This is a genomic window from Roseococcus sp., from assembly GCF_965227005.1.
In the GTDB taxonomy this organism is placed as follows: Bacteria; Pseudomonadota; Alphaproteobacteria; order Acetobacterales; family Acetobacteraceae; genus Roseococcus.
On the sequence record NZ_CBDDFJ010000034.1, the window covers coordinates 1 to 25,010 of the forward strand.

The window sequence follows — 25,010 nt, forward strand, 5'->3', positions numbered from 1 at the left end:
TTGCCCCACGCTTCCCGCCGTCGCATGCGGAATTCCTGGAGCGCTGCCACGCGGCGGGGCAGGCGCGGCCGACGCCGCTGCTGCTGCGCTACGTCGCCGGCGACTACAACTGCCTCCACCAGGACCTCTATGGCGAGCACGTCTTCCCGCTCCAGGCGGCCTTACTGCTCTCCGATCCGGCACGCGATTTCCGGGGCGGCGAATTCGTGCTGACCGAGCAGCGGCCGCGGATGCAGTCACGCGCCAGCGTGGTTCCCCTGCGCCAGGGGGAGGCCGTGATCTTCGCCGTCCACAACCGGCCGGTTCAGGGCTCGCGCGGCATCTACCGGGTGAACATGCGCCACGGCGTGAGCCGGCTGCGCGAGGGCCGGCGGCACACCCTCGGCATCATCCTGCACGACGCCGCCTAGGTCTTCTGCCAGCGCAGGAAGAGCAGGGAGGCGATCACCAGCGCGGCGGCGAAGGTCAGCAGCGCCGCCGCCACCCCGCCAAAGCCGGCCGAAATGCCGCTGATCCCCTGCAGCACCGCGGCGCCGCCAAAAAAGAAAATATTCTGGGCCGAGAGCGCGCGGCCCGCCTCCTCGGGCTTCACCAGGCTGCGCAGCAAGGCGAAGCACAGGATCTGGAAGGCGATCGCCAGGCCGAAGCCGGTCAGGATCAGGCCATCCGCCCAGGCCGGGAAGCCGAGCGGGCCGCCCGCCACCAGCGTCACGATCAGCGCCGCCGCCAGCAGATGCCCGCCGACCAGCAGGAAGCGCAGATGACCGACGCGGCTCACCACCCAGCCCGCGAAGGCCGGGCCGATCACCAGCGCGAAGGTCACGCCCAGCAGCAGGTTGCCTGCCGCCACGCGCCCCATGCCCTTGATGTCCATCAGCCAGGGCCCGCCCCACAGCCCGCGCACGCCAAGCACGGCCCCGAAGGAGACGAAGGCCAGCGCCATCAGCCCGCGCAGGCGCGGCGAGACGGCGACGCGCATCACCTCCTTGGCATCGCCCCAGGCACTGCGGCCCGGAACCAGCGCGGGCCGCTCGTGCTTCACCGTCAGCGACACGGCGACCACGCCGATGGCCGCGATGCCCAGGCAGGCGAGAAACCCCGCGCGCCAGCCGCGTTCCTCGACCAGCCAGGCCAAAGGCGAGGCGGAGAGGATCATCCCGCAATTGCCCACGCTCTGGACCAGCCCGGCCCAGACGGAAAACCGCTCCTGCGGGACGGCGCGCGCGGCATAGGTCATGGGGCACATCATCATCCCCGAGCAGCCGACCCCCAGCACGATCTGCGCGAGCAGCATGGCCGGGGCGGAAGGCGCCATCGCCGCCAGCACGGCCCCCGCCGAGGCGATGGCCAGCAGCGCCAGGGCCACCGGCTTCACACCCCAGCGGTCGAGCGCGACACCCACCGGGATCATCGCCGCGGCGAAGGCGGCCGGGAAGGCGCCGGTGATACCGGCCAGCGCCTCGGGCGTGATGGCGAGGTCGCGCGCCAGGACATCGCTGGCGACGGCCGGCAGCGTACGGACGGCGTTCGAGAACATGTGCCCGAGCGTGAGCGCGAGCAGCGGCCATGCGACCGGATTCATTCTGTTCTTACCGTGTGGCCCTCCGGATTCAGTTCCGGAAGATCTTCCCTGGATTGAGGATCCCCTTCGGGTCCATCGCAACCTTCAGCGAGCGCATCACTGCCATCGCCTCCGCGCCATGCTCAGCTTCGAGGAATTCGCGCTTGCCCAGGCCAATGCCATGCTCGCCCGAGCAGGTGCCGCCGAGATCCAGCGCGCGCTTCACGATCTTCTTGTCCAGCTCCCAGGCGCGTTCCAGCGCCTGCGGATTGCCGTCCTCCACCAGGATGACGGTGTGGAAATTACCGTCGCCGACATGGCCGACGATGGGCGCCATCAGTCCGGATTCCTCGATGTCGCGCTTGCAGCCGAGCAGCGCATCCGCCAGCCGGGAGATCGGCACGCAGACGTCGGTGGCGATGCCGCGCGAGCCGGGCTGCGCCGCGATGCAGGCCCAATAGGCGTCGTGCCGGGCCTTCCACAGCTTGTTGCGGCTCTCGGCGTCGCGCGCCCAGGCGAAGCCCTCGGCGCCGTATTCGGAGGTGATGCCCTCCACCAGCTCCGCCTGCTCGACGACGCCCGCCTCGGTGCCGTGGAATTCGAGGAAGAGCGTGGGGACGGGCTTGTAGCCCTCCAGCTTCGAATAGCTGATGCAGGCGGCCATCTGCACCTCGTCCAGCAGCTCGATGCGCGCCACGGGCACGCCGGCTTGCATGGTGGTGATGACGCTGTTCACCGCCGCCTCCAGCGTCGGGAACTGACACACCGCCGAGGTCATCGCCTCGGGAATGCCGTGCAGCCGCAGCCGCACCTTGGTGATGATGCCGAGCGTGCCCTCGCTGCCGATGAAGAGCCGCGTCAGGTCGTAGCCATTGGCCGCCTTGCGCGTGCGCCCGCCGGTCTGAATCACGCGGCCATCGGCCAGCACCACTTCCAGCCCGAGCACGTTCTCGCGGATGGTGCCGTAGCGCACGGCATTGGTGCCGCTCGCGCGCGTCGCGCACATGCCACCGATGGTGCAGACCGAGCCCGGATCGACCGGGAAGAACAGCCCCTGGTCGCGCAGATGCTCGTTGAACTGCTGGCGCGTCACGCCCGGCTCGATCAGGCAATCCATGTCCTCGGCGTTCACCTCCAGCACCGCGGTCATGCGGCTGAGGTCGAGCGAGAGGCCGGCGCGGACCGGGTTCACATGCCCCTCCAGCGAGGTGCCGGCGCCGAAGGGCGTGACCGCGACGCCATGCTGGTTGCAGAGCTTCATGAGCTCGCTCACCTCCTGCGTGGTTTCCACGAAGGCGACCGCATCGGGCAGGGTCGGCGTCGAGGTGTCCTCGCCGCGGCTGTGCTGCTGGCGGATCGCGTCATGGGTCGAGAGCCGCTCGCCCAGCAGGGCGCGCGCGGCGGCGATCACGATGGCGGCGGGGTTGGGCGAAAGCTCGTTCATGGCGGTTGTCCCTCGCGCCGAGGCGTAACATGCGCACGCGCCCCATTCCAGCGGAGGGGTTTTGCCGGTCCCGCCGCGTTGACGCCTCCCCGGCCGGCTCCTAGCGTTCGCAGACGATTCACCTGAGGAGGAAATGCAGTGGCAAACAAGGTCAAGGAAGCGTGGAAGGCCGGCAAGGCCGTGGTCAATGGATGGCTCGCCATCCCGAACGCCTTTTCCGCCGAGATGTACTCGCGCTGCGGCTGGGACAGCGTCACGGTCGACATGCAGCACGGCGTGCAGGACTATATTTCCTGCGTTTCCTGCTTCCAGGGCATGCAGCCCTCCGGCGTGACGCCCATGGTGCGCGTGCCGTGGAACGAGCCCGGCATCATCGGCAAGGTGCTGGACGCCGGCGCCTATGGCGTGATCTGCCCGATGGTGAACACCGCCGAGGAAGCCCGCGCGCTGGTGCAGTACTCCAAGTATCCGCCGGCCGGCACGCGCTCCAACGGCCCGATCCGCGCGGGCGCCTACGGCTCCTCGGGCGGTTATCAGAAGACGGCGAATGACGAGATCCTCGTCATCCCCATGATCGAGACCAAGCAGGCGATCGAGAACATCGAGAAGATCCTCGACGTTCCCGGCATCGACGGCATCTATATCGGCCCGTCGGACCTCTCCTTCTCCTACGGCCTGGAGCCGAAGCTCGACGTCGAGGATCCCTTCATCCTCGGCATCTACGACAAGCTGCTGGCCGAGACGGCCAAGCGCGGCATCGCGGCCGGCCTGCACAACGGCTCGGCCGAATACGCGAACAAGATGATCAAGAAGGGCTTCAAGCTCGTCACGATCGCCAATGAGGTCGGGCTGATGTGCCAGGCCGCGACCGCCGCCGTGAAGACCGCGCGCGGCTGAACCGGATGGCCGGCCCGCGGCGAACCCGCGGGCCGGCCCCTTTCCTCTGACTCTCGCCCGTAGCGACAAACGCGCCCCTGTCGGTCCAGAATGCGACCGATGCGGCGGATGGCGATCCTTTCCTCGGCCTTGTGCGTGCTGCTCGGCGGCGTCTGGCTGCTGGACCGCGCCTGCCCGCCCCCCATGGCCCGCTTCGAGAACCTTGCCCGCGAGGTCTCCGCGCGCGATGGCCGCACCCTCTCCGTCCTGCCCGCCGCCGGCGGCATCTGGCGCCTGCGCACCCGGCCCGAGGATGTGCCGCCGCATCTCCTCGCCCTGCTGATCGCCGCCGAGGACCGCCGCTTCTACGACCATCCCGGCGTCGATCCTCTCGCGCTGGCGCGCGCCGCCCTCCAGTGGATCCGCGCCGGCCGCGTGGTCTCCGGGGGATCGACGCTGTCGATGCAGGCCGCGCGCCTGCTGGAGCCGCGCCCGCGCAACCTGCGCAGCAAGCTCATCGAGATCGCCCGCGCGCTGCAACTGGAATGGCGCCACGGCAAGCGGGGCGTGCTGGAGATATGGCTGACCCTGGCGCCGCAGGGCGGCAATCTGGAGGGGCTGCGCGCGGGCTCGCTGGCCTGGTTCGGCCGCGCGCCGTCCGCGCTGGATGCGGGGGAAAGCGCGCTCCTCGTGGCCCTGGCGCGCCGGCCCGAGGCGCTGCGCCCCGACCGCCATCCCGAGCGCGCCCAGGCGGCGCGCGACGCCGTGCTGCTCGCCCGTGCCCGCGACGTCGCGAGCGAGGCGGAGGTCGCCCTGGCCGGCGCGGTGCCGACGCAGCGGCACGACCTGCCCCGCCACGCCCCGCATCTCGCGCGGCAGATACGGGAGGGAGGGACCACCCTCGACCTCGACCTCCAGCGCGCCATCGAGACCCTGGCGCGCGAGGCGCTGCAACGCCTGCCCGAGCGCGTTTCCCTCGCGATCATGGTCAGCGACCTGCGCTCGCGCGAAATGCGCGCCCTCGTCGGCGGCGACTGGATGAACCCCGCGCGGGCCGGCGCGCTGGACCTCTCGCGTGCCGTGCGCTCGCCCGGCTCCACGCTGAAGCCGCTGATCTACGCCTTGGCCTTCGAGAACGGCGTGGTCACGCCCGACACCGTGCTGGAGGACCTCCCCCGCCGCTTCGGCGACTACGCGCCGGAGAATTTCGACCGCGCCTTCCAGGGCCGCCTGCGCATCGCCGACGCGCTGCGCCAGAGCCTCAACCAGCCCGCAGTCGCCTTGCTCAGCGAGCTGGGCCCGCTGCGGCTCGCCAGCGCCATGAAGGCCGCCGGCGTCCTGCCGCGACTGCCGCCCGGCGCGGAGCCCTCGCTGCCCCTGGCGCTGGGCGGGGTGGGCGTGACGCTGCGCGAGATGGTCGGCCTCTACGCCATGCTCGGCGATGGCGGCCGCGCGGCGGGGGCGGGGCAGTCCGTGGTCGAGCCGCGCGCCGCGGGCCTGGCGAGCGCCATCCTGGTGCAGCCCTTCCCCGGCGGCGGACCGGCCGGCATCGCCTGGAAGACCGGCACGAGCTGGGGCGGCCGGGACGCCTGGTCCTTCGGGATGGACCGCCAGCATGTCGTGGGCGTCTGGATCGGGCGCCCCGACGGGACACCCATGCCGGGCGCGACCGGCGCGCGGCTGGCTTTGCCCCTGCTCGCCCAGGTCTTCGAGCGCCTGCCCGCCGCGCCGCGCCCGGCCGCGCAGCAGCGCGCCCTGACGGTGGCCGTCGCTACTCCGACGGATGCGCTGCGCCTGCTCTTCCCGCCGCCGCGCGCCGTGCTGCCCGAGGCGGGGCGCGTCGTGCTGCGCGCGTCCGGCGGCCAGCGCCCGCTCGTCTTCCTGGTCGATGGCGCGCCCTTGGCGACCGATCCCGCGCGGCGCGAGGCGGCCTGGGTTCCGCCAGGGCCGGGCTTCTACCGGATCACCGTGCTGGATGCGGAGGGCGCGGCGGCGGCGACGGAGCTAAGGGTTCGCTAAGCCGGTCAGGAAGGCCTTGAGGTCCGCGCGCGTATAAGGCTTGCGCAACACCGGCCGCTCCGGGAAAAGCCCGAGGATATCGGCATCCTCGCCATAACCCGTGGCGAAGACGAAGGGGATTCCGCGGCGCTCCAGCTCCTCGGCGACAGGAACGCTGCTCTCGCGGCCGAGGTTGAAGTCCAGCACCACGAAATCCGGCACATCCTGCGCGATCCGCCGCAGCGCGGCCGTCACATTGCTGGCTACCTCGACCTTCGGTACGCCGAGATGCTTCAGCATGGACTGCGCATCGAGCGCGATGATGAAGTTGTCCTCCACTACCAGGGCGTTGCGCACCTCGTTGGTAGAAGACCGCGCGGTGGGCACGCCCAGCGCCATGATCTCCTTGGCACCGGGCGTATCGACCACGTGCAGACGCGGAATCACGAAGGTCGCGGATACGCCTGCCACGGCAAAATGGATCCGCGCTTCGCCATGCAGGTCGAAGGGAATGGCGCGCTCGATAAAGCTGCTACCGAAGCCGCGCCGCTGCGGCGCCTGCACGGGCGGACCGCCGTGCTCGCCCCATTCCAGCGCGAGCTGCCCATCGGCCTCCATGTACCAGCGGATCTCCACCCGGCCGCTCGGGGCCGAAAGGGCGCCGTATTTGGCGGAGTTCGTCACCAGCTCGTGCAGCACCAGCGCGAGCGTGGAGAAGGCGAGCGGCGTGATGGACACCTCCGGTCCGCTCAGTACGACGCGTTGCGCATAGGTGCCCGTCTCGGCCTGGAGAAGCGCGCGCAACGGGGCCGGGCCCCAATTGTCTCGCGTGATCTGGTCGTGCGCGCGAGCCAGGGCCTCGATGCGGCCCTCGATCTGGCTGGCGAAATCGGCGGCGGTTCCTGCCTGGGTCTGCTTCACCAGGCCGGAGATGAGCGCCAGGATATTGCGCACGCGATGATTCAGCTCGGCGATGAGCAGCTTCTGGCGCTCCGCGGCCAGTCGCCGTTGCTCATGCGCCGCTTCCGACAGGCGCAGGATGATGTCGAGTAGGCCAACCTGCAGGCTCGCCGCGATCCTTCGCTCCAGCGCGGTCCAGGGCGCGGATCGACCGCGCACGACCTCCTTCCAGGCATCGAAGCTCGCTCGGGGCGTGAGGCGCACGCCCAGCGGGCCGACATTCTCGATCTTCGCCGGTTCGCCGCCCCAGACGACGGTACGTGCGTATTCGAGGCGGAAGTAGATGAGGTAGTCGCGCGGCGCCTGTGAGAGCGGCACGACGAGCATGCCGGTCGCGCGCTCGGTCCAGGCTGCCGCGGGCGGGTAGAGCCGGGGAATTGATTCCTCGCTCAGCACGGTGGCACCTTCCTGCCTCGGCAACGCGGCCAGGAGGTCCGCCAGTTCAGCCTGGGTGGGCGTATGGCCGAGCAGGGTGATTTCCGCCCCGAGGATGAGCGCCACGCCGTCGGAGGGGATGGTGTCGGCGATCTCCGGCAGCAGATCCTGGATGCCCTTGGCCGCATCCTCCCGCACCGCGATGCGGGCCATCACGCGGTCGTGCACGGTACGCGCATGCGCCTCGTGCTCGGCCTCCTCGCTGCGCTCGCGGCTGTCGACCAGGAGGGAAAACATGCGGCCGAAGAGCTCGGCGGCCGAACGGCGCCGGAAATCCACGAGGCGTGGCGAATAGTGGTGGCAGGCGAAGAGCCCCCAGAGCCGCCCCTGCACCACGATCGAGATCGAGAGCGAGGCGCTGACGCCCATGTTGCGCAGGTATTCGAGGTGGACCGGCGAAACCGCGCGCAGCGTGCTCAGCGACAGGTCGAGCCCGATGGATTGGGCGTCGTTGCCGCCGCCCTGGACGGGCACCGGCGCCGCATTCACGTCGGCGATGATGCGCAGCCAGTTCTTGAGGTAGAGGACGCGCGCCTGCTGCGGGATGTCCTCCTTCGGATAGCGCTGGCCGAGGAAGCTGCCGATGCCCGGCCGCGCGACCTCCGCGATCACCTCGCCCGATGCATCATCGTCGAAGCGGTAGACCATCACCCGGTCGTAGCCCAGCAGCGCCTGCAGCCGCTCCGCCGCGATGTGGCAGAAGGGCAGCAGGCCGGAGGCCTGGTCGAACTGCGCCATGAGGAAGCGCACGTCCGCCGTGGGATCGAAATTGCCGGCGGGGGTGCTGCGCTCCGCCTCCACGACGAGCCAGCCATCGGCCATGTGGACTGCCACGTCGTAGAGCGTGCCGCCCTCCCGCAGCGGCACGCCGAACAGGCGTTCCGCGACGGGAAGTTCCGTCAGATCGTCCGTGCGCTCGTGAATGGCGGCATAGGTCTCGGGGACGATGAGATCGGCCAGACGGCGGCCCAGCGAGACCTGGGCCGGCACGCCGATGAAGATCTCGATGTTCTTCGAGACGTTGCGCACCACACCGTCGGAATCGGCCGCCAGCAGGAAACCAAAAGGCTGGATATGGCCGAGCCGGTGGATGGGCTCCCGATCACAATTTGTCAGGGTGATCGGCTCACCGTAGTTGAGGCTCATGCGGAGGGATACGCCAAAAAGAGGCCGAAGGCGCGACGAGCGCCAATGATGGCGGCGGGGATGTCTTTGACCGCATCGAGCGGCACGAGGAAGCTTCGGAACAGATGCTCGCCCTGGCCATGGCTGAGGAAGCCCCTGGGCAGGCCGACCGGGACCGTCTTGAGCAACATGGCGGCGCCGAGCCGCGAGCCCTCCAGCACATAGGCCACGCCCATGGCCTCTGCCCCGGGGGCGATGTCGATGGCGCGAATCGCTGGAAGGGGGAGGCCGAGCGCGGCGAGGTCCGCAGCCAGGCTGTCCGTGCGGCGGCGGCGGGGCCAGTCGGGCAGGGCGGCTTCGATGCCGGCACGACCCAGCGCATCCTCCAGGGCGGGATGACCTCGGCATGGGCGACCAGGAAACGACCATAATCAACGGCTTCCGCCAGATTCAACCCGGTGAACCGTTCCTCGACGGCGCCGTGCAGCGGCCCGGTGGCCTCGCGCAGGGCGATACGGGCCGAGACGGGGGTCATATGGTGCGTCGGCAGGGGGTCATGAGCCCAGGCTATAGCTGCCCCAGCATGGGAGGAAGTCACCAGAATCCGGCCTTTGGAAAGCTGTTCACATGCCAAATCCCGCGGCAGCTCGCGGGTTGCGTCACCGGCAGGCCCGCTGCTCGCTGAACTCGCGCGCAAGCTGCGCGCGGAACTTCACCTGCGCGAAGACCGCCGTCAGCCGCGCCACGCTCGCCTCGGACGGCGCGCTGGCGGCCACCCGTCCGGCTTCGGTCGTCAGCTCGGCCAGGCGGGGGCAGCCGCAGTTTCCGAAGGCGGCGGCGGCCGAGCTCAGCCCCGAGACGGCGCGCTCGCCCCTGGCACGGCCCTCCGCCACGCCGGGGATGGGCTGCCCGGCCTCGCGCTCGATGCCGCGAAGGAGGGAAAGGCCCTCGCCGAAGCCGCAGCTCTGCCGCGGGATTCCATCCTCCACCCGCACGCCCGGCGCCGCCCTCTGCGCCATGAGCAGCGGCGCGAGGGCCGCCAGGATCAGCGCACGCCGCATCGCGCCAGGGCTTCGCGCATATGGTCCGGGATGGGCGCGGGTGGCGCGGCGCTCGGGGTCGAGCGGCAGGCCGATCGTTCGCGCCAGAAGGTGCAGCCGCCCCTCCCCGCCGCCATAGAAGCCATCGCCCACGATCGCGCAGCCCAGATGCGACATATGGAGGCGCAGCTGGTGCGTGCGCCCGGTGCGCGGCGTCAGCTCGACGGCGGTGAACGCGCCGTCGCGGCCCATCACGCGCCACTCCGTCCGCGCGGTCTGGCCGGCGGGGTCCACCGACATCCGCCAGCCCTCCGCCTTGGAGCTGCGCTTGAGCAGCGGCGCCTCGCAGACGCCCGTCTCGCTGGGCGGCGGCGCGATGAGCACGGCCCAATAGGTCTTTTGCGTCCGCCCCTCGGCGAAGAGCTTGTTGAGTGCGGCGATGGCCGGCTTGGTGCGGCCGAAGGCCAGGCAACCCGCGGTGTCCATGTCCAGGCGATGCGCCGGCTGGGGCAGATGCTTGCGGCCCTGCTGCAGGGCGGGCAGCCAGTCCGACAGGCTGGGCCCACCGCGCGGGCCGGGATGCACCGCGATCCCGGAGGGCTTGTTGAGGATCAGGACCTCCTGGTCCTGGTGCAGGATGCGCGCGGCCATCCAGTCGGGCAGCAGGACCTCGCGTTCAGGCGCCGGCCTGTCCGTTGATGAAGCCTCCGAATGTCGGCGTTTCGTCTGCACGGCTTCCCCGGCGGTTGGATGCTCGCTGGGTGGACCAGTTTCGCGGTGGCGGCGAGCCCCCGGGCCGGAATGGTGCGAAAAGATCGGAAACGGAGCGCGGCCCTTCGCTAAGGTAAGCCCATCCACGCTTGACTTTCAACGTCCTGATCCCTGTCATGTCCGGACAAACCGGCGGCAAGCCGGACCAGGGAGGCTTCACGATGAAGGATCAGGCCCGGCCCTTGGGCCGGCTGTCGCGGCGCGCCTTCGGCCAGGCCTCGGCCATGCTCGGCGCGGCCGGATTCACCGGCGCCCAGGCCCAGACCGCCTCCTGGCCCCTGGGCTCGACGCGCTTCATCGGCGTCTTCCCGCCCGGCGGCGGCACCGACATCATCTCGCGCATCTGGTGCCAGAAGATGACGGAGCTGACGCAGCAATCCTTCATCGTCGAGAACCGCGCCGGCTCGGCCGGGAATGTGGGGACGGAGGCCATCGCGCGCTCGGCGCCCGATGGGCGGACCATCGGCCTGGGCAGCATCGCGCCGCTGGCCATCGCGCCCTCGATCTATCCGCGCCTGCCCTATGATCCGGCGAAGGACTTCACCTATATCGCCGGGCTTTGGCAGCTGCCGAACATGCTGGTGGTGCATAACGACGTGCCCGCGCACAGCGTGCCCGAGCTGATCGCGCTGCTGAAGGCCAATCCGGGGCGCTACACCTTCGCCTCCTCGGGCTCGGGCACGACGGTTCATCTCTCCGGCGAGATGTTCAAGGTGATGGCGGGCGTGGACATGCTGCACGTGCCCTATCGCGGCGGCGCGCCGGCCCATATCGATCTGCTGGCCGGGCGGGTCCATATGATCTTCGATAACATTCCCCAGGCCCTCGCCGAGGCGCGCGAGGGCAAGGTGCGCGCGCTGGCGGTCACGGGCGCGCGGCGCAGCCCCCAGGCGCCGGACGTGCCCGCCATGGCCGAGTTCCTGCCGGGCTTCGAGCTGACCTCCTGGGGTTCGGTGATCGGCCCCGCGGGGATGCCGCCGGCGATGGTGGAGCGCATCTCGCAACTGGCGAAGCGGGCGCTGGAATCGCCCGATACGATCCGGCTCTTCGAGGACAATGGGGCGACGCCGTGGTGGACCTCGCCCGAGGATCTCGCGGCCTTCCGGGTGCGGAACGAGGCGATTTTCGCGCCGCTGGTGCGCGCGTCCGGCGCGCGGGTCGACTGAGGGCGAAGGTCAGCCCAGTTCGATCTTCGCCGAGCGCACGACCTCGCGCCACCGCACGATCTCAGCCTCGACGAAGGTTCTGAACTCCTCGCTCGTCGAGCCGTGCGGCACGCTGAAATCCTGCGCCAGCCGCGCGCGCATCTCCGGCGTCGCCAGGCCGCGCTGGATCTCCGCATTCCAGCGCGCCACGATCTCCGCCGGCGTGCGCGCTGGCGCGACCAGGCCGGTCCAGTTCACCGCGAGGAAGTTCTCGAAGCCGGCCTCGATCATGGTCGGCACCTCCGGCAGGGCGGGCGCGCGTTCGGCGGTCGTGACGGCCAGGGCCCGCAGCGCGCCGGCCTCCAGCAATCCCCGCACCGGCGGCGGGCTGGAGAAGTACATTTCCACCCGCCCCGCCAGCAGGTCCGCCGTGACCGTGCCGGCGCCGCGATAGGGCACCACCAGCAGCTCGGCACCGAGGCGCTGCGCCAGGAGCTCGCTCGACAGATGCGCCAGCGTGCCGTTGCCCGGATGGCCGGACTTCATCGGATCGCGCGACGAACGGATCGCCGCGGCCAGCTCGCCCATGGTCTTCCAGGGCGAGTTGGCCGCCACCACCAGCACCAATGGCTGCTTCGCCAGCAGCGAGAGGAAGGCGAAGTCCCGCAGCCCGTCGAAGGGCATGTTGGGGTAGAGGGAGGGGTTCACCGCCAGGTTGGAGCATTGCCCCATGCCGATGGTGTAGCCGTCGGCCGGGGCCTTCGCGACGGAATCGAGGCCGATATTGCCGCCCGCGCCGGGGCGGTTCTCCGCCACCACCGTCCAGCCCGCGATGGCCAGCATGCGCCCGCCGACCTCGCGGCTGATCGCGTCCGTGCCACCACCCGGCGGGAAGGGAACGATCAGGCGGATGGGCCGGTCCGGATAGGCGGGTTGCGCGCGCGCCAGGGCCGGCGCGGCGAGCGCGGCCCCCAGCAGAAGGGAGCGGCGGGGGGTGAGGAAATGGGTCATGGCGCGGCCTCCCGCCGTTTGAGCATCTATGGGCCGTCCTACACGCCCCGGCGCCGAAAAGGGAGCCGGGGCGTAGCGGATCACGTGGCGGGCACCTGGTCCAGGAAACCGATCACCGACCGGATCTTGCCGCCCTCCACCACCAGCACGTCCGAGCCCTTGATCGGATGGTCCGGCCCGAGCCCCCAGGAGAAGCGCACGAAGTCGCCATGGCCGTCGGCCGGCTTCAGCAGGTCGAAGCGGAAATCCGGGAAGCGCGCCTGGACCGCGCCCACCAGGGCGTCGATCTCGGCGTGACCCTGGCCCTTCATCAGGGGGTCGATATAGGTCGCGCCCGCCGCCCAGGATTCCTGCAGCATCGCCTGGCGGCGCGCCGCATCCTTCTCATTCCAGAGCGCGATGTAGGTCTCGGCGATATTGGCCGCATTGGTCATCGAAATCTCCTCTTGCGATCGCCCGGTCGTTCCGGACGGCTTGAGGATGCGGGGGCGAAAGCGATGGCGCGATTACGTGGGAGGTAATCGCGCAAGCCTGCCGGGCCTCGCCATAAGCGGGCGGTCAACGACAGGAGCCCGCCATGCCCGCCTATGCCATCGCGCAACTCAACGCGGTTCAGCTCGGCGCCGAGATCGCCGACTACCTGCTGCGCATCGACGCCTCGCTGGAACCCTTCCAGGGCCACTTCCTCATCCACGGCGCCGAGCCGGAGATCGTGGAGCCGGGATGGGCGGGCCACATCGTGGTCATCGCCTTCCCGGACATGGACGCCGCCAAGGGCTGGTACGAGTCCGCCGCGTATCAGGCGATCCTGCCCTTGCGTGTAAGGAACTCGAATTCCACGGCTTTCTTCATCCAGGGCACGAAGGACGGCTACCGGGCCAGGGATCTGGTGGCGCAGCTCATCGGATAGCTGGAGAGCGGATCCACGCCCTTCGGCGATCCGCTCTCACGGCCTGAGCGCATTCGCCGTCGCCTCGTCGGCGGGAAGGAAGGCCTCGATGGCCAGTTCCGCGAGGCCGATGTCGCGCGGCCCGCCGAAGACCATGGAAGTGCTGATGAAGCTCAACAGCCCGTGCTCCGTCTTCAGCTGAAGCGGCACGGCCAGGGAGGCGAGGCCGTCATCGATCGCTTCGTCGCCCTCATGCGGAAAGGCTTCGAGCTCGTGCCGCAGCGAGGCGAGAACCGGATCACCGCTTTCCGCGATCTGCCGTCCGAGCCGGGACAGCAGGTGCTCGCGCCATTGCGCGAGATTGGCGATGCGCGGTGCGAGGCCGGCCGGATGCAGCGAGAGCCGCAGCACATTCACCGGCGGCGTGAGCAGCGAGGGATCCACGCCCGCCAGCAGCGGAGCGACGCCCGCATTCATCGCGACGAGGTTCCAATGCCGGTCCACCGCCACCGCCGGAAAGGGCTCATGCCCGGCCAGGATACGCTGCACGGCCGCGCGGATGGCGGCGAAGTCCGGATCATCCAGCCCGCGCTCGCGATAGATGGGCGCATAACCCGCCGCCAGCAGCAGCGCGTTGCGCTCGCGTAGCGGGACCTCGAGTTGTTCCGCGAGAAGCACCAGCATCTCGCGGCTCGGTAGCGACCGGCCCGTCTCCAGGAAACTCAGGTGACGGGCCGAAACGCCGGCATCCAGCGCGAGGTCGAGCTGGCTGACGCGCCGCCGTTGCCGCCAGTCCCGCAGCAGCTCCCCGACGGCGCGCATCTACCTGGCGGCTCCGCCGCGAGTCATGTCACTCGGCGGCCGCCGACGTGGCTTCGACAACCTTCGGCTGGGCTTCCATCCAGGCGAAGTACAGCTCGCGCGCCTTCTTCGCGAAGGGGCCCGGCTGCAGGTCGCGGCCGTTGTAGCGGTTCACCGGCTGCACCTTGGCGTAGTTGCCGGTGGAGAAGATCTCATCCGCCGTCTCGAGCTCCTCGGGGCGCACCGTGCGCTCCTCGACCGTGACGCCGGCATCGCGCAGCAGGCCCATGATCCGGCGGCGCGTGATGCCCGCGAGGAAGGTGTGGTTCGGCGCCGGCGTCACCACCACGCCGTCCTTGGCGAACCAGATGTTCGAGGTCGCGAACTCCGCCACATTGCCCGCGATGTCGCAGAGCACGGCGTTGTCGGCGCCGTGCGCGCGCGCCCAGGCCGCGGCGCGCTGGCTGTTCGGATAAAGGCAGGAGGCCTTGGCGTCCGTCGGCGCCATGTCCGGCGCCGGGCGGCGATAGGGCGCCATCATCGCCGAGAAGCCGCCGAAGCCCGGCAGCGGCGCGTCGTAGACGGCGAGCAGGAATTCCGTGCTGTCCGGATCGGGCTGCGAGGAGCCGATGGAGTCCCGCACGAAGAACATCGGGCGGACATAGACCGTCGCCTCGGGGCCCATGCGCCTGATGCCCTCGCGCGCCAGGGCCTCGATCTCCTCGGGCGTCTTGGTCGGCTTCATGGCCATGACCTTCGCCGAGCGGACCGCGCGGGCGCAGTGCAGCGCGAGGTCCGGCGCCCAGCCGGTGATGGCGCGCGCGCCGTCGAAGATCACCGAGCCCTGCCAGAAGGCGTTGTCCATCGGGCCGAGCAGCTTGGGCTCTTCGGTCGACCACACATCGTTGTGAAAATAGACGCCGGCCATTGGTATTCTCCCCTGGATCACGCCTCCGTATTTGCCATGGCCTGAACCGGCGCGGAACCCGGGGCGCTCGCCCGGCTGGCCTCCTCCAGCATATAGGCGCGGCTGAGCGGCAGGGCGTCCACCGAGCGGGCCAGCTGCACCTGCCAGTTCATGAGCCCGCCATGGCGAAAGGCGCTCTCCGCGCCGGCCAGATAGAACTCGAACATCCGGCAGAAGCGCTCCGTGTGCCTTGCACGAATTTCATCGCGATGGGCCGCGAAGCGACGGCTCCATTCGCGCAGGGTCATCGCGTAATGTAGCCGCAGCACCTCGATGTCGGTGGCCCAGAGTCCGACCTTCTCGACGACCGGAATCACCTCGGACAAGGCCGGCGAATAGCCGCCGGGGAAGATGTAGCGGTTGATCCAGGGATTGGTCGCCCCCGGCCCGGTCGAGCGCCCGATGCCATGCACCAGCGCGACGCCATCCTCGCGCAGCGCCCGCGCGATGGTGCTGAAATAGGCGCCGAAATGGTTGATCCCCACATGCTCCACCATGCCCACCGAGACGACGCGGTCCATCGGGCGGTCCCAGGCGCGATAATCCATCAGTTCGAACGCCACCTGGCCCTCCAGCCCGGCGGCCCGCACCCGTGACCGGGCGATGCCGAGCTGCTCCTGCGACAGGGTGATTCCCGTCACCCGCGCGCCGTATTCACGCGCGAGCGTCAACGCCATGCCGCCCCAGCCGCAGCCGATGTCCAGCACCTCGAGCCCCGGACGATCGAGCTTCAGCTTGGCGGCGATGTGCCGCTTCTTGGCAAGCTGCGCCTCCTCCAGCGTCTCGGTCCCGGTGGGGAAATAGGCGCAGGAGTATTGCCGGTCCTCATCGAGGAAGAGGGCGTAGACCGCCTCGTCGATGTCGTAGTGATGCGCGATGCGCCGGCGCGCCAGGCCCGCGGGGTTGAGCTGCCACAGGCGCCGGATGGCAACCCGGCCCCAATCCAGCATCCAGGTGAGGCCGGGATCGCCGCTGAGCGACTGGTTGAGGGTCAGCACGTCCAGCGCGTCGTGCAGATCGCCGTCCATCGGCTCGATCTCGCCGTCCATGTAGAGCTCGCCCAGAGCGAGGGACGGGTTCGCTGCCATGCGCCGCGCCGCGCGGTCGGTCTTGATGTGAAGGCCGCCGGAGAGATCCCCGGCCGACGCCACGCCGGGGCCGTAGGTGGCCAGCCGCCCATCGGGGTAGCGAACGACCAGCACGCCTCGTCGGACGAAGCGGCGCAGCATCCAATGCAGCACCCTCTGTCACTCCCTGGGAGATGGTGGGGATGTTACGCCCACTCCTCCCATTGAGGGCAAGTCAGCATTCAATGCGCGGACATCATACCTCAATTGTAAGCCCGCGGCCTTGAAGATGCCGGCAGCGTCACGACCGCCCACGGGCCCCGGGTCCAAACACTTCGGTTGTGGCGCGCGGCAAGCGAGGACTAGCCTTCCGTCCATAACAGGGAGGAAGCCAGAAAATGACCATCCATTTCGTCGTTCATGACGAGGGGGATTCCGTCGGCGTCGTCGTGGTCGAGGGGCTGAGCGCCAGCAACCGCATCAACGGCTGGGTGATGGACCAGGACAAGATGATCGAGTTCGACGCGAAGTCGGACATCCCGATCGGCCACAAGCTGGCGATCAAGCCGATCAAGGCCGGCGACACCATCATCAAATACGGGGTGGATATCGGCAAAGCCGTCTCGGACATCGCCGCCGGCGAACATCTGCACGTCCACAACGTCAAGACGAAGCGCTGGTAGGGGAATCTTCATGAGTATGAACCTGAAAGGCTCCTCCTTCGAGGGCTGGCGGCGCGAGAACGGGCGGATGGGCGTGCGCAACCACGTCATCATCCTGCCGGTGGACGACCTCTCGAATGCGGCGGCCGAGGCCGTGGCGAACAACATCAAGGGCGCGATGGCGATCCCGCACGCCTATGGGCGGCTGCAGTTCGGCGCGGATCTCGACCTGCATTTCCGCACGCTGATCGGCACGGGGACGAACCCGAACGTCGCGGCGGTCATCGTCATCGGCATCGAGCCGGGATGGACGGGCAAGATCGTCGAGGGCATCGCGGCGAGCGGCAAGCCGGTCGAGGGCTTCGCCATCGAGCAGAACGGCGACATCAACACCATCGCCTCGGCCTCGCGCAGCGCCTACCGCATGGTGAAGCACGCCTCGCGCCTGAAGAAGGTGAAGGCACCGCTGGTGGAGCTCTGGGTCTCGACCAAATGCGGCGAGAGCGACACGACCTCGGGGCTGGCCTCCTGCCCGACCGTGGGCAATGCCTTCGACAAGCTCTGGGAGGCCGGGCACACGCTGGTCTTCGGCGAGACGACGGAGCTGACGGGCGGCGAGCACTTGGTGGCCGCGCGCTGCAAGACGCCAGAGATCCGGAAGCAGTTCATGGCGATGTTCGACCGCTATCAGCGAGTGATCGAAGCGAACAAGACGTCCGACCTGTCCGACAGCCAACCGACGAAAGGCAACATCGAGGGCGGCCTCACCACCATCGAGGAGAAGGCGCTCGGCAACATCACCAAGATCGGCAAGAAGTGCACGGTCGATGGCGTGCTGGACAAGGCCGAGGAACCGACGGGCCCCGGCCTGTGGTTCATGGATAGCTCCAGCGCGGCGGCCGAGATGGTCACCCTCTGCGCGGCTTCCGGTTATGCGGTGCATTTCTTCCCGACGGGCCAGGGCAATGTCATCGGCAATCCGATCCTGCCGGTGATCAAGCTGACGGCCAATCCGCGGACCCAGCGCACCATGTCTGAGCATGTCGACGTCGACGTGACCGGGTTGCTGCAGAAGCAGATCAACATGGACGAGGCCGGCGAGGCGCTGCTCGACTGCATGCTGCGCACGGCGGATGGGGAGCTGACGGCGGCCGAATTGCTGGGCCATCGCGAGTTCTCGTTGACCCGGCTTTACGAAAGCGCCTGAGGGGCGGGGAAGGCGGGCGCGCTGCTCGGGGCAGCGCGCCCAAAAGCTCTGGCCTGTTGTTTTTCGAGTATCTTCACCCGATCAGGCACAGCAGCCTGATCGGGATCTGTTCCAGGAAATCTTCAGACGGGCTGCAGGCCCTTCTCGCGATACAGCGCCGCGACCGACAGCCCCGAGACGGCCGCCACGAAGTCCCGCGCCTCCTGGGCTCTGGCCGTCCCGGCGAAGAGCGCGGCGGAGAAGATGGTATCGGGCTGAATCTCCATCGGAATCTTGCCGAGGATGTCGATGCCCGGCACGGCCATCAGCTCGCTGACCTGCTGCACCGCCAGCTCCACCTTTCCGTCCAGCAGCAGCTGGCCCGTGAAGCCGCTCGGGATGATGGTGGCCTTGGCGTTCACCTCGGCCGACAGCCCCATCCGCTCCAGCAATCCGGCGAAGAAGATGCCGCTGGCCCCGGCGCGCGAATAGGCAATGGTCCGGGCCGCCAGCAGCGTCGCGCGGAAGGCGTCCACGGTGGAGATGTCGGGCCGCGGCGCGCCCGGCGCCACCGCCATGCCCACATAGGAGCGCGCCAGGTCGAAGCGGCTGCCCGGCACCAGCACGCCCGAGGCCATCAACTCGTCGATCGCCTCCGAGGTCAGGATGGCGAGGTCCGCGCGCTCACCCGCCGCGATGCGGTCCATCAGCCGCTTCGTCGGCTCGAAGACGGGATCCACCTTCAGGCCGAGACGCGGCAGCAGCTCCTCCAGCACACTCACCACGCCGAGGGTCGAGAAAATTCTGAGATCAGCCACACATGCCTCCTGACAGGGCGGCGATGTTCCTCCGGTGCCGCGAGGCCGGCAAGGCGCGACGCACGCGACACGTTCGACAATTCTCGCGGGTCCCGAAAACGGGGAAGATGACCCCATCGCGGGGAGACAGGGCTGTCATGTGGGATTTTTCGGTGGGCGCGGCCCTCGGCCTCATGGCCCGGACGGCGCCGTTCATCGTCTTCCGCATGCTGGTCTATGCCGGCATCGCCGTGGCCTATGTGGTCCTGACAGCCGTGGGCGCCGGACTCGGCTGGCTGATCGGCGCGGCGGGCAGCGCTGAGTTCCGCGCCACGGCGACTGGCATCGGCGGCTTTGCGGGCTTCGGGCTCACGGCCGCCGTGCTCTATATGCTGCGCGAATACATCCTCTATGTCGTGAAGGCTGGCCATATCGCCGTGCTGGTCGAGCTGATGGAAGGCCGTCCCATCCCCATGGGCCGCGCCCAGATCGATCATGCCAGCGTCATGGTCCGGGGCCGCTTCGCCGAGGCCAATACGCTCTTCGCGCTGGACCTGATCATCAAGGGCGTGCTGGCCGTGACCGTGGGGCTGATCCAGGGCATCGCGAATCTTCTGCCCATTCCCGGGCTGGACACCCTCATGGGCATCATCCGCGGCATCCTGCGCGTCTCGGTCGGCCTGATGGACGAGGTGATCCTCGGCCACATCTTCCGCACGAAGCCGGCGGACAGCTGGGAGGGCGGCCGCCAGGGCCTGGTGCTCTACGCGCAGAACGGCACGGCCATGCTGCGCAACGCGGCCTTCCTGACCTTCATCATCTACGGCCTGACCTTCGTGATCTTCCTGGTCATGCTCGCCCCGGCGGCGGCGGTCGCCTATGCCATGCCGGGCGGATGGTCGGCCGGGGGCATCGTCTTCGCGGTGCTCTTCGCCTGGGCGGTGAAGGCGGCGCTGATCGAGCCCTTCGCCGTCGCCTGCATGATGCAGGCCTTCTTCAAGGTCTCGGCGGGCCAGGCGCCGGACCCCGCCTGGGATGCCCGGCTGGCCTCGGCCTCGGGCAAATTCCAGGAACTGCGGAGCAAGGCCTCGGCCTGGGCGCCCCGTCCGGCGATCTGATGGTGTTGTCGGCAGGGCGTGCCGGCCGTTATCTACGGGAATGGCCGCACCCGCTCCTGTCCTAGACACGCCCGATCCCTCCTTCGGCGATCTCCTCGCCGCCCGCCCCGCCCTCGCGATGGACCCCCTCGCCGGGCTGATGGTCGAGGAGGTGCCGCTTGCGCGCATCGCCGCCGCCGTCGGCACGCCGACCTGGGTCTATTCCGCCAGCACGCTGCGCCGCCGCGCGCGCCTGCTGAAGGACGCCCTGGCCGAGGCCGGGCTCGACGCCTCCATCCATTACGCCACCAAGGCCAACCCCTCGCTCGCCGTGGTGAACCTCCTCGCGCAGGAGGGCCTGGGCGCCGACGTGGTCAGCGAGGGCGAGCTGCGCGGCGCGCGGGCCGCTGGCGTGCCCGCCTCGGGCATCGTCTTCTCCGGCGTGGGCAAGACCGAGCGCGAGATGCGCCTGGCCCTGGCCGAGGACATCCTCCAGATCAACGTCGAATCCGCCGAGGAGGCGGAGATGCTGAGCGGCGTCGCCGCCTCGCTCGGCCGCCGCGCCCGCGTGGCGCTGCGCGTGAACCCCGACGTGGACGCCAAGACCCACGCCAAGATCACCACCGGCCTCACCGAGAACAAGTTCGGCGTGCCCATCGCCATGGCGCCCGAGCTCTATGGCCGGATGTCGGCGATGCCGGGCCTCGAGGTGGTCGGCCTCACCGTGCATATCGGCAGCCAGATCGCCCAGGGCGTGGCCTCCTACCGCGCGGCCTATCAGCGTCTCGGCCAGCTGGTGCGCGAGCTGCGCGCGGCGGGGCATAGCGTCGCGCGCGTCGATTGCGGCGGTGGCCTGGGCATTCCCTATCGCGACGAGCTGCCCGGCTCCCCCGCCGCCCTGGCGGGCGCCATCAAGGCGGGCCTGGGCGACCTCGGCGTGAAGATCATGATGGAGCCCGGCCGCTGGATCGCCGGCCCCTCGGGCGTGCTGCTGACCCGCGTCATCATCGAGAAGCACGCCACCACGCGCCGCTTCGTGATCGTGGACGCCGCCATGAACGACCTGCTGCGCCCGGCCATGTACGAGGCCTGGCACGGCATCCTGCCGGTCTCGCCCGTGGCCTTCCATGCGCCGATTTCCCAGGCGGATGTGGTCGGACCCGTCTGCGAAAGCAGCGATACCTTCACCAAGGGCCGCGACCTGCCGGCCCTGCCGGCGGAATCCCTCGTGGCAATCCTGGACGCCGGGGCTTACGGTGCCGCCATGAGCAGCACCTACAATGCCCGGCCGCTCGCGGCCGAGGTGATGGTCGAAGGCGCCCGCTTCTCCGTGATCCGGGATCGCCAGTCCTATGACGCCCTGCTGGAGGGCCAGCGCCTGCCGGCCTGGGCCGAAGGCCACACGCCGGGATGACCGAGGCCAGCCTTCGCCGCAAGCGCGCGCTCGCCCGGGCCGCCCTGTGGTGGGAGGCGGCCTGGCCGGCCGCCTGGCCCGCTTTGGGCGTGGCCGGCCTCTTCGTCGTCTTTGCCCTGCTCGGGATCCCGGCGCTGCTGCCGGCATGGCTGCATCTGCTGATCCTCCTGGGCCTGCTCGGGGGCCTTGGCTGGGCCGTCTGGCGCGGCTGGCAGAGCTTCCGGCGGCCCGACGCCGCCGCGATCGACCGCCGGCTGGAACGGGCGACGGGGCTCCCCCACCGGCCCCTGGCCGCGCTGCAGGACCAGCCCGCCACCTCCGATCCGGCGGGCCTCGCGCTCTGGGGCGCCCATCAATCGCGCATGCGGGGAATGATCCGCCGGCTCCGCGTGGGTCCTCCGCGCCCCGGCCTCGCCGCGCGCGACCGGCGCGCTTTGCGCGGCGGCTGCTGGTGGCGCTGGCCTCGGCTCTCGTCATGGCCGGGGCCGACGCGCCGGCTCTGCTCGCCCGCGGCCTCCTGCCGAGCTTCGCCGCCTCCATCCCGCCCGCGCCGCTGCGCTACGAGGCCTGGGTCACGCCCCCCAGCTACACCGGCGCGCCGCCCATCTTCCTGCCCGCCGGCGGCGGCGCGGCCACCGTGCCGGCCGGAAGCCGCCTCCAGGTCGCCATCTCGGGTGGCGGCACGGCGGCCGTTCCGGAGATCTCGGGCGCGCCTGGCCTCGCCTTCGAGGCCCTGGGTGGCGGCAGCCACACGGCGCAGGCCACCCTCGCCACCGGGGCACGCGTCGCCATCCAGCGCGAGGGGCGCGAGCTGGTCGCCTGGAACCTTGCCGTCCCAGGCCGATGCGCCGCCCGTCGCCACCTTCACCGAGGCGCCGGCCCGCGCGCAGCGGGGCCTCGCCATGCGCCTGCCCTGGCGCACCGAGGACGACTGGGGCGTGGTCGCCCTCGCCGCGGAATTCCGCCTCGCCGCCCGGCCGGAGGCCGCGCCCATCCTGCTGGACATGACGCTGCCTTCCTCCGCGCCGAGGCAGGCGCGCGGCTTGGCCCAGCCCGATCTCTCCGCACATCCCTGGGCGGGGCTCGAGGTGGTGCTGCGCCTCGTGGCCCGCGACGGCGCGGGCAGGCGGGCCATTCCGAGGAAGTGCGGCTGACCTTGCCCGAGCGCAGCTTCAACCATCCCGTCGCCCGCGCGATGATCGAGGTGCGCAAGGGCCTCTCGCTGAACCCGACCGCCCGTGGCGCCGCCATGCGCGAGCTGGAGCGGCTGACCAGCGAGCCCGAGGCCTTCGAGCATGACGCCGGCACGCTGCTCGCGCTGCGGACCACGCGCGGCCAGCTCCAGCGCGACCGCCGGCCGGAGGCCATACCCGAAGTGCAGGAGCTGCTGTGGGAAGCCGCGCTCGCTCTGGAGGAGGGCCGCGACACGCGCACCGCCCGCGCCCTCGCCGAGGCGCAGCGGCAACTCCGCGAGGCGCTGAACGAGGCCGAGCGCAATCCGCAGGACGAGCAGCAGCGCAGCGAGGTGCAGCGCCAGATCGAGCAGCTGCGCGAGGCCATCCGCCGCCATCTCGAAGCCATGGCCGAGCGTCTCCAGCGCGAGAATGCCGAGGCCTTGCCCTATGATCCGCAGCAGCGCCTGCTCGACCAGCGCGACATGGACCGCCGCACCCGCCGCATGGAGGAGGCCGCGCGCGAGAACCGCGTGGAGGACGCCCGTCGCGAGCTCGCCGAGCTGGAGGAGATGCTGCGGGCCATGCAGGAGGGCCGCATGGCCCGTGGCGAAAGCCCCGACCGCCAGCGTCAGCGCGAGCGCGGCCAGCAGCAGATGGGCGCCGTGCAGGACATGGTGCGCCGCCAGGGCGAGATGGTGGACCAGGGCCAGCGCCGCGCCGACCAGTCGGACCAGCGCGCCGCCCAGCAGCGCCGCCAGCAGCAGCAATCCCCCTGGAACCGCCCGCAACCCAATGGCGAGCAGCAGCAGGCGGAGCGCGAGGCGCAGCAGGGCGCCCAGGCCGATGCCCGTCGCCAGCGCGCGCTGCGCCGAGCGCTGGGCGAGCTCATGCAGCAGCAGGGCGATCTGACGGGCGAGGTACCGGAAGCGCTCGGCCGCGCCGACCAGGCGATGCGCGAGGCGCAGGAAGCCCTGGGCAGTGGCGGCGACGCGCGGCCACACCAGCAGGAGGCCATGCGCCGCCTCCAGGAGGGCGGCCGCCAGATGTCCCAGCAGATGCAGCGCCAGTTCGGCCAGGGTCAGGGCGAAGGCCAGGGCGAGGGCGAGGAGGATAGCCCCGGCGACATGGAGATGGGCGGCGAGGGGCCCGACGGGCAGCAGCAGCTGGGCGAGGGCCGCGATCCCCTGGGCCGGCGCGGGCGCGAGAACACCGGCAATGCCGATAACGGCAGCGACACCCGCGTGCCCGAGGAGGCCGAACTGCTCCGCACTCGTCGCCTGCAGGAGGAATTGCGGCGGCGTGGCGCCGAGCGCGAGCGGCCGTCCGAGGAGCTCGAATATATCGACCGGCTGTTGCGGCGCTTTTGACCTACTCGCGGCGCTGGCGGGCCAGCAGGAAGACCATGATCCCCAGCTGCACCATGTTCAGCGCGATCCCCGCCCACCAAGCCGCTGCGTAGAAGCCCACGCGGTCATAGATCGCCCCGGCCAGCCAGGCGCCCGCCGCCATGCCGCCCAGGCTCGCGAAGAACAGCAGCGGCACGCGCCAGCTCGCCTCGATGGCGGGGAACAGCGCGCGCACCGCCATCACATAGGCCGGAACGATGCCGCCGAAGCCCAGCCCATAGGCGGCCGAGACGAAGAACAGCCCCGCTTCATTCGTCGTCGCGAGGAAGCCCAGCATCCCCACCACCTGCGCCACCGAGCCCAGAAAGACCGTCCAGAGCCCGCCGATGCGGTCCGACAGCCAGCCCCAGAACTGCCGCGCCACGAAGGCGCTCAGCAACAGCACCGAGAGCATCGAGGCCCCGCGCGCCGCCGAGATCCCGAGGTCGCCGCAGAAGGCCACCAGATGCGCGGCCGGCATCGCCATGGGCACGCAGCAGAGGAAGGAGCAAAAGGCGATCAGGAACATCGCCATGTTCGGCGCCATGCCCAGCACGCGCCCGCCGGCGACCTTGCGCAGCGATCCCGGCCCGGCCAGCGGCACCGGCGCCGGCCGAAGCAGCAGGCCCGCGATCACCAGCACCACGACGGCGGCCAGGATTCCATAGGCCTGCATGGTCCGTTGCCAGCCGAAGGCGGCGATGCCGCGCTCGAAGAAGAAGGGCCAGACGAAGCCCGCGATATATTGCCCCGAAGAGACCAGAGCGAGCGCCGTTCCCCGCCGCCGGTCGAACCACAGCGAGACATAGGCGAACATCGGCGGAAACAGCGCGCCATTGCCGAAGACGCCCACACCGAGCCCAACTCCCGTCAGCAGCGACCAGGAACTCCCGTAGGAGGCCAGGAACAGCCCCGCGCAGATGGCGATCCCGCCCATCATAGCGACGCGCCGCTGCCCGAAGCGGGTCGCCATCAGCCCGCAGACCACGCCGCCGATGCCGCTGCCCAGATAGGCCACCGAGCTTGCCAGCGAGGGCAGGGAGCGCCCGCCGCCCAGGGTCTCGGAGATGGGCACGAGTCCCACCACGACGATGAGCGGCGCGCCCGCGGCCATGGCCAGCATGGTCAGGGCGGCGATCGCGATGATCCAGGATGTGCGTGTTTCGACGCTCTCCGCTTCGACGGCCGGCATGTGATGGTTTCC

At 70.1% G+C, this 25,010-nt stretch carries 21 protein-coding genes and 3 pseudogenes; 12 read left to right on the forward strand and 12 right to left on the reverse strand.

The features are described 5' to 3' along the window. Positions 1 to 410, forward strand: a 410-nt coding sequence (locus ACO057_RS15955; RefSeq protein ID WP_421993509.1) for a 2OG-Fe(II) oxygenase, incomplete at its 5' end; no start/stop codon positions are given. Here the strand turns inward: ACO057_RS15955 and ACO057_RS15960 are convergent. Both ACO057_RS15960 and ACO057_RS15965 read right to left on the reverse strand, forming a co-directional pair. Beyond that, on the reverse strand, positions 407 to 1,582 hold the full coding sequence (locus tag ACO057_RS15960; RefSeq protein ID WP_421993511.1) for an MFS transporter: 1,176 nt from the start codon (positions 1,580 to 1,582) through the stop codon (positions 407 to 409). The two genes, ACO057_RS15955 and ACO057_RS15960, sit on opposite strands and share 4 nt — an antisense overlap. A gap of 28 nt (positions 1,583 to 1,610) precedes the next feature. Then, positions 1,611 to 3,005 (reverse strand): FAD-binding oxidoreductase, encoded by a 1,395-nt coding sequence (locus ACO057_RS15965; protein WP_421993513.1) that lies wholly within the window; start codon positions 3,003 to 3,005, stop codon positions 1,611 to 1,613. 138 nt (positions 3,006 to 3,143) lie between these two features. Here ACO057_RS15965 and ACO057_RS15970 point away from each other — a divergent pair, with 138 nt between their 5' ends. Together ACO057_RS15970 and pbpC are read left to right on the forward strand one after the other, a co-directional pair. Further along, on the forward strand, positions 3,144 to 3,902 hold the full coding sequence (locus ACO057_RS15970; protein ID WP_421993515.1) for an HpcH/HpaI aldolase family protein: 759 nt from the start codon (positions 3,144 to 3,146) through the stop codon (positions 3,900 to 3,902). Between the two features lie 108 nt (positions 3,903 to 4,010). Next, positions 4,011 to 5,900: a penicillin-binding protein 1C gene (pbpC, locus tag ACO057_RS15975; RefSeq protein WP_421993517.1), complete on the forward strand. Its 1,890-nt coding sequence runs from the start codon at positions 4,011 to 4,013 to the stop codon at positions 5,898 to 5,900. Here the strand turns inward: pbpC and ACO057_RS15980 are convergent. The 3 genes from ACO057_RS15980 to ACO057_RS15990 all read right to left on the reverse strand — a co-directional run bounded on the left by ACO057_RS15980 (position 5,886) and on the right by ACO057_RS15990 (position 10,090). After that, a complete protein-coding gene (locus tag ACO057_RS15980) occupies positions 5,886 to 8,420 on the reverse strand; it encodes an HWE histidine kinase domain-containing protein (RefSeq protein ID WP_421993519.1) in 2,535 nt (844 codons plus the stop codon). The genes pbpC and ACO057_RS15980 overlap by 15 nt on opposite strands. After that, positions 8,417 to 8,635: a hypothetical protein gene (locus ACO057_RS15985; RefSeq protein WP_421993521.1), complete on the reverse strand. Its 219-nt coding sequence runs from the start codon at positions 8,633 to 8,635 to the stop codon at positions 8,417 to 8,419. Before ACO057_RS15985 ends, ACO057_RS15980 begins: the two co-directional genes overlap by 4 nt. A 423-nt stretch (positions 8,636 to 9,058) precedes the next feature. Next, complete coding sequence (locus ACO057_RS15990; protein WP_421993523.1) at positions 9,059 to 10,090, reverse strand: RluA family pseudouridine synthase; 1,032 nt, start codon at positions 10,088 to 10,090, stop codon at positions 9,059 to 9,061. A 236-nt stretch (positions 10,091 to 10,326) separates the two neighbouring features. Between ACO057_RS15990 and ACO057_RS15995 the strand changes: the two genes are divergently transcribed. Further along, positions 10,327 to 11,376, forward strand: a complete 1,050-nt coding sequence (locus tag ACO057_RS15995; protein ID WP_421993525.1) for a Bug family tripartite tricarboxylate transporter substrate binding protein — start codon at positions 10,327 to 10,329, stop codon at positions 11,374 to 11,376. A 9-nt stretch (positions 11,377 to 11,385) separates the two neighbouring features. On the opposite strand, the gene ACO057_RS16000 is transcribed toward ACO057_RS15995, so the two are convergent. Together ACO057_RS16000 and ACO057_RS16005 are read right to left on the reverse strand one after the other, a co-directional pair. After that, a complete protein-coding gene (locus ACO057_RS16000) occupies positions 11,386 to 12,366 on the reverse strand; it encodes a Bug family tripartite tricarboxylate transporter substrate binding protein (protein WP_421993527.1) in 981 nt (326 codons plus the stop codon). 80 nt (positions 12,367 to 12,446) lie between these two features. Then, positions 12,447 to 12,800 (reverse strand): nuclear transport factor 2 family protein, encoded by a 354-nt coding sequence (locus tag ACO057_RS16005; RefSeq protein ID WP_421993529.1) that lies wholly within the window; start codon positions 12,798 to 12,800, stop codon positions 12,447 to 12,449. Positions 12,801 to 12,943: 143 nt separating this feature from the next. On the opposite strand from ACO057_RS16005, the gene ACO057_RS16010 reads away from it, so the two are divergent. Next, complete coding sequence (locus tag ACO057_RS16010; RefSeq protein WP_421993531.1) at positions 12,944 to 13,276, forward strand: DUF1330 domain-containing protein; 333 nt, start codon at positions 12,944 to 12,946, stop codon at positions 13,274 to 13,276. Positions 13,277 to 13,312: 36 nt separating this feature from the next. On the opposite strand, the gene ACO057_RS16015 is transcribed toward ACO057_RS16010, so the two are convergent. From ACO057_RS16015 to ACO057_RS16025, 3 genes are read right to left on the reverse strand one after another with little or no spacing between them, the layout of a single operon-like run. Next, positions 13,313 to 14,077, reverse strand: coding sequence for a helix-turn-helix domain-containing protein (locus ACO057_RS16015; protein WP_421993533.1), 765 nt, complete (start codon positions 14,075 to 14,077; stop codon positions 13,313 to 13,315). Positions 14,078 to 14,105: 28 nt separating this feature from the next. After that, positions 14,106 to 14,984, reverse strand: coding sequence for a branched-chain amino acid aminotransferase (locus ACO057_RS16020; protein WP_421993535.1), 879 nt, complete (start codon positions 14,982 to 14,984; stop codon positions 14,106 to 14,108). A 17-nt stretch (positions 14,985 to 15,001) separates the two neighbouring features. Further along, complete coding sequence (locus ACO057_RS16025) at positions 15,002 to 16,252, reverse strand: class I SAM-dependent methyltransferase (RefSeq protein ID WP_421993787.1); 1,251 nt, start codon at positions 16,250 to 16,252, stop codon at positions 15,002 to 15,004. Between the two features lie 236 nt (positions 16,253 to 16,488). Between ACO057_RS16025 and ACO057_RS16030 the strand changes: the two genes are divergently transcribed. Then, positions 16,489 to 16,773, forward strand: coding sequence for a UxaA family hydrolase (locus tag ACO057_RS16030; RefSeq protein WP_421993537.1), 285 nt, complete (start codon positions 16,489 to 16,491; stop codon positions 16,771 to 16,773). A 10-nt stretch (positions 16,774 to 16,783) separates the two neighbouring features. Then, positions 16,784 to 17,959, forward strand: a complete 1,176-nt coding sequence (locus ACO057_RS16035) for a UxaA family hydrolase (RefSeq protein ID WP_421993539.1) — start codon at positions 16,784 to 16,786, stop codon at positions 17,957 to 17,959. A 122-nt stretch (positions 17,960 to 18,081) separates the two neighbouring features. On the opposite strand, the gene ACO057_RS16040 is transcribed toward ACO057_RS16035, so the two are convergent. Next, a complete protein-coding gene (locus ACO057_RS16040) occupies positions 18,082 to 18,756 on the reverse strand; it encodes a substrate-binding domain-containing protein (protein WP_421993541.1) in 675 nt (224 codons plus the stop codon). Positions 18,757 to 18,893: 137 nt separating this feature from the next. On the opposite strand from ACO057_RS16040, the gene ACO057_RS16045 reads away from it, so the two are divergent. From ACO057_RS16045 to ACO057_RS16065, 5 genes and pseudogenes are all read left to right on the forward strand, one after another. Beyond that, complete coding sequence (locus tag ACO057_RS16045) at positions 18,894 to 19,853, forward strand: hypothetical protein (protein WP_421993543.1); 960 nt, start codon at positions 18,894 to 18,896, stop codon at positions 19,851 to 19,853. A 40-nt stretch (positions 19,854 to 19,893) separates the two neighbouring features. After that, positions 19,894 to 21,246, forward strand: a complete 1,353-nt coding sequence (gene lysA / locus ACO057_RS16050) for a diaminopimelate decarboxylase (RefSeq protein WP_421993545.1) — start codon at positions 19,894 to 19,896, stop codon at positions 21,244 to 21,246. Continuing rightward, a pseudogene (locus tag ACO057_RS16055) lies at positions 21,243 to 21,626 on the forward strand (DUF4175 family protein); the annotation flags it as partial. The gene lysA and the pseudogene ACO057_RS16055, both read left to right, overlap by 4 nt. A gap of 71 nt (positions 21,627 to 21,697) precedes the next feature. Then, positions 21,698 to 22,018, forward strand: a pseudogene (locus ACO057_RS16060) (DUF4175 family protein); the annotation flags it as partial. Further along, positions 21,984 to 23,788 (forward strand): annotated as a pseudogene (locus tag ACO057_RS16065) (DUF4175 family protein). The pseudogenes ACO057_RS16060 and ACO057_RS16065, both read left to right, overlap by 35 nt. A gap of 1 nt (position 23,789) precedes the next feature. Here the strand turns inward: ACO057_RS16065 and ACO057_RS16070 are convergent. Then, on the reverse strand, positions 23,790 to 24,998 hold the full coding sequence (locus ACO057_RS16070) for an MFS transporter (protein ID WP_421993547.1): 1,209 nt from the start codon (positions 24,996 to 24,998) through the stop codon (positions 23,790 to 23,792). Between the last annotated feature and the right edge of the window lie 12 nt (positions 24,999 to 25,010).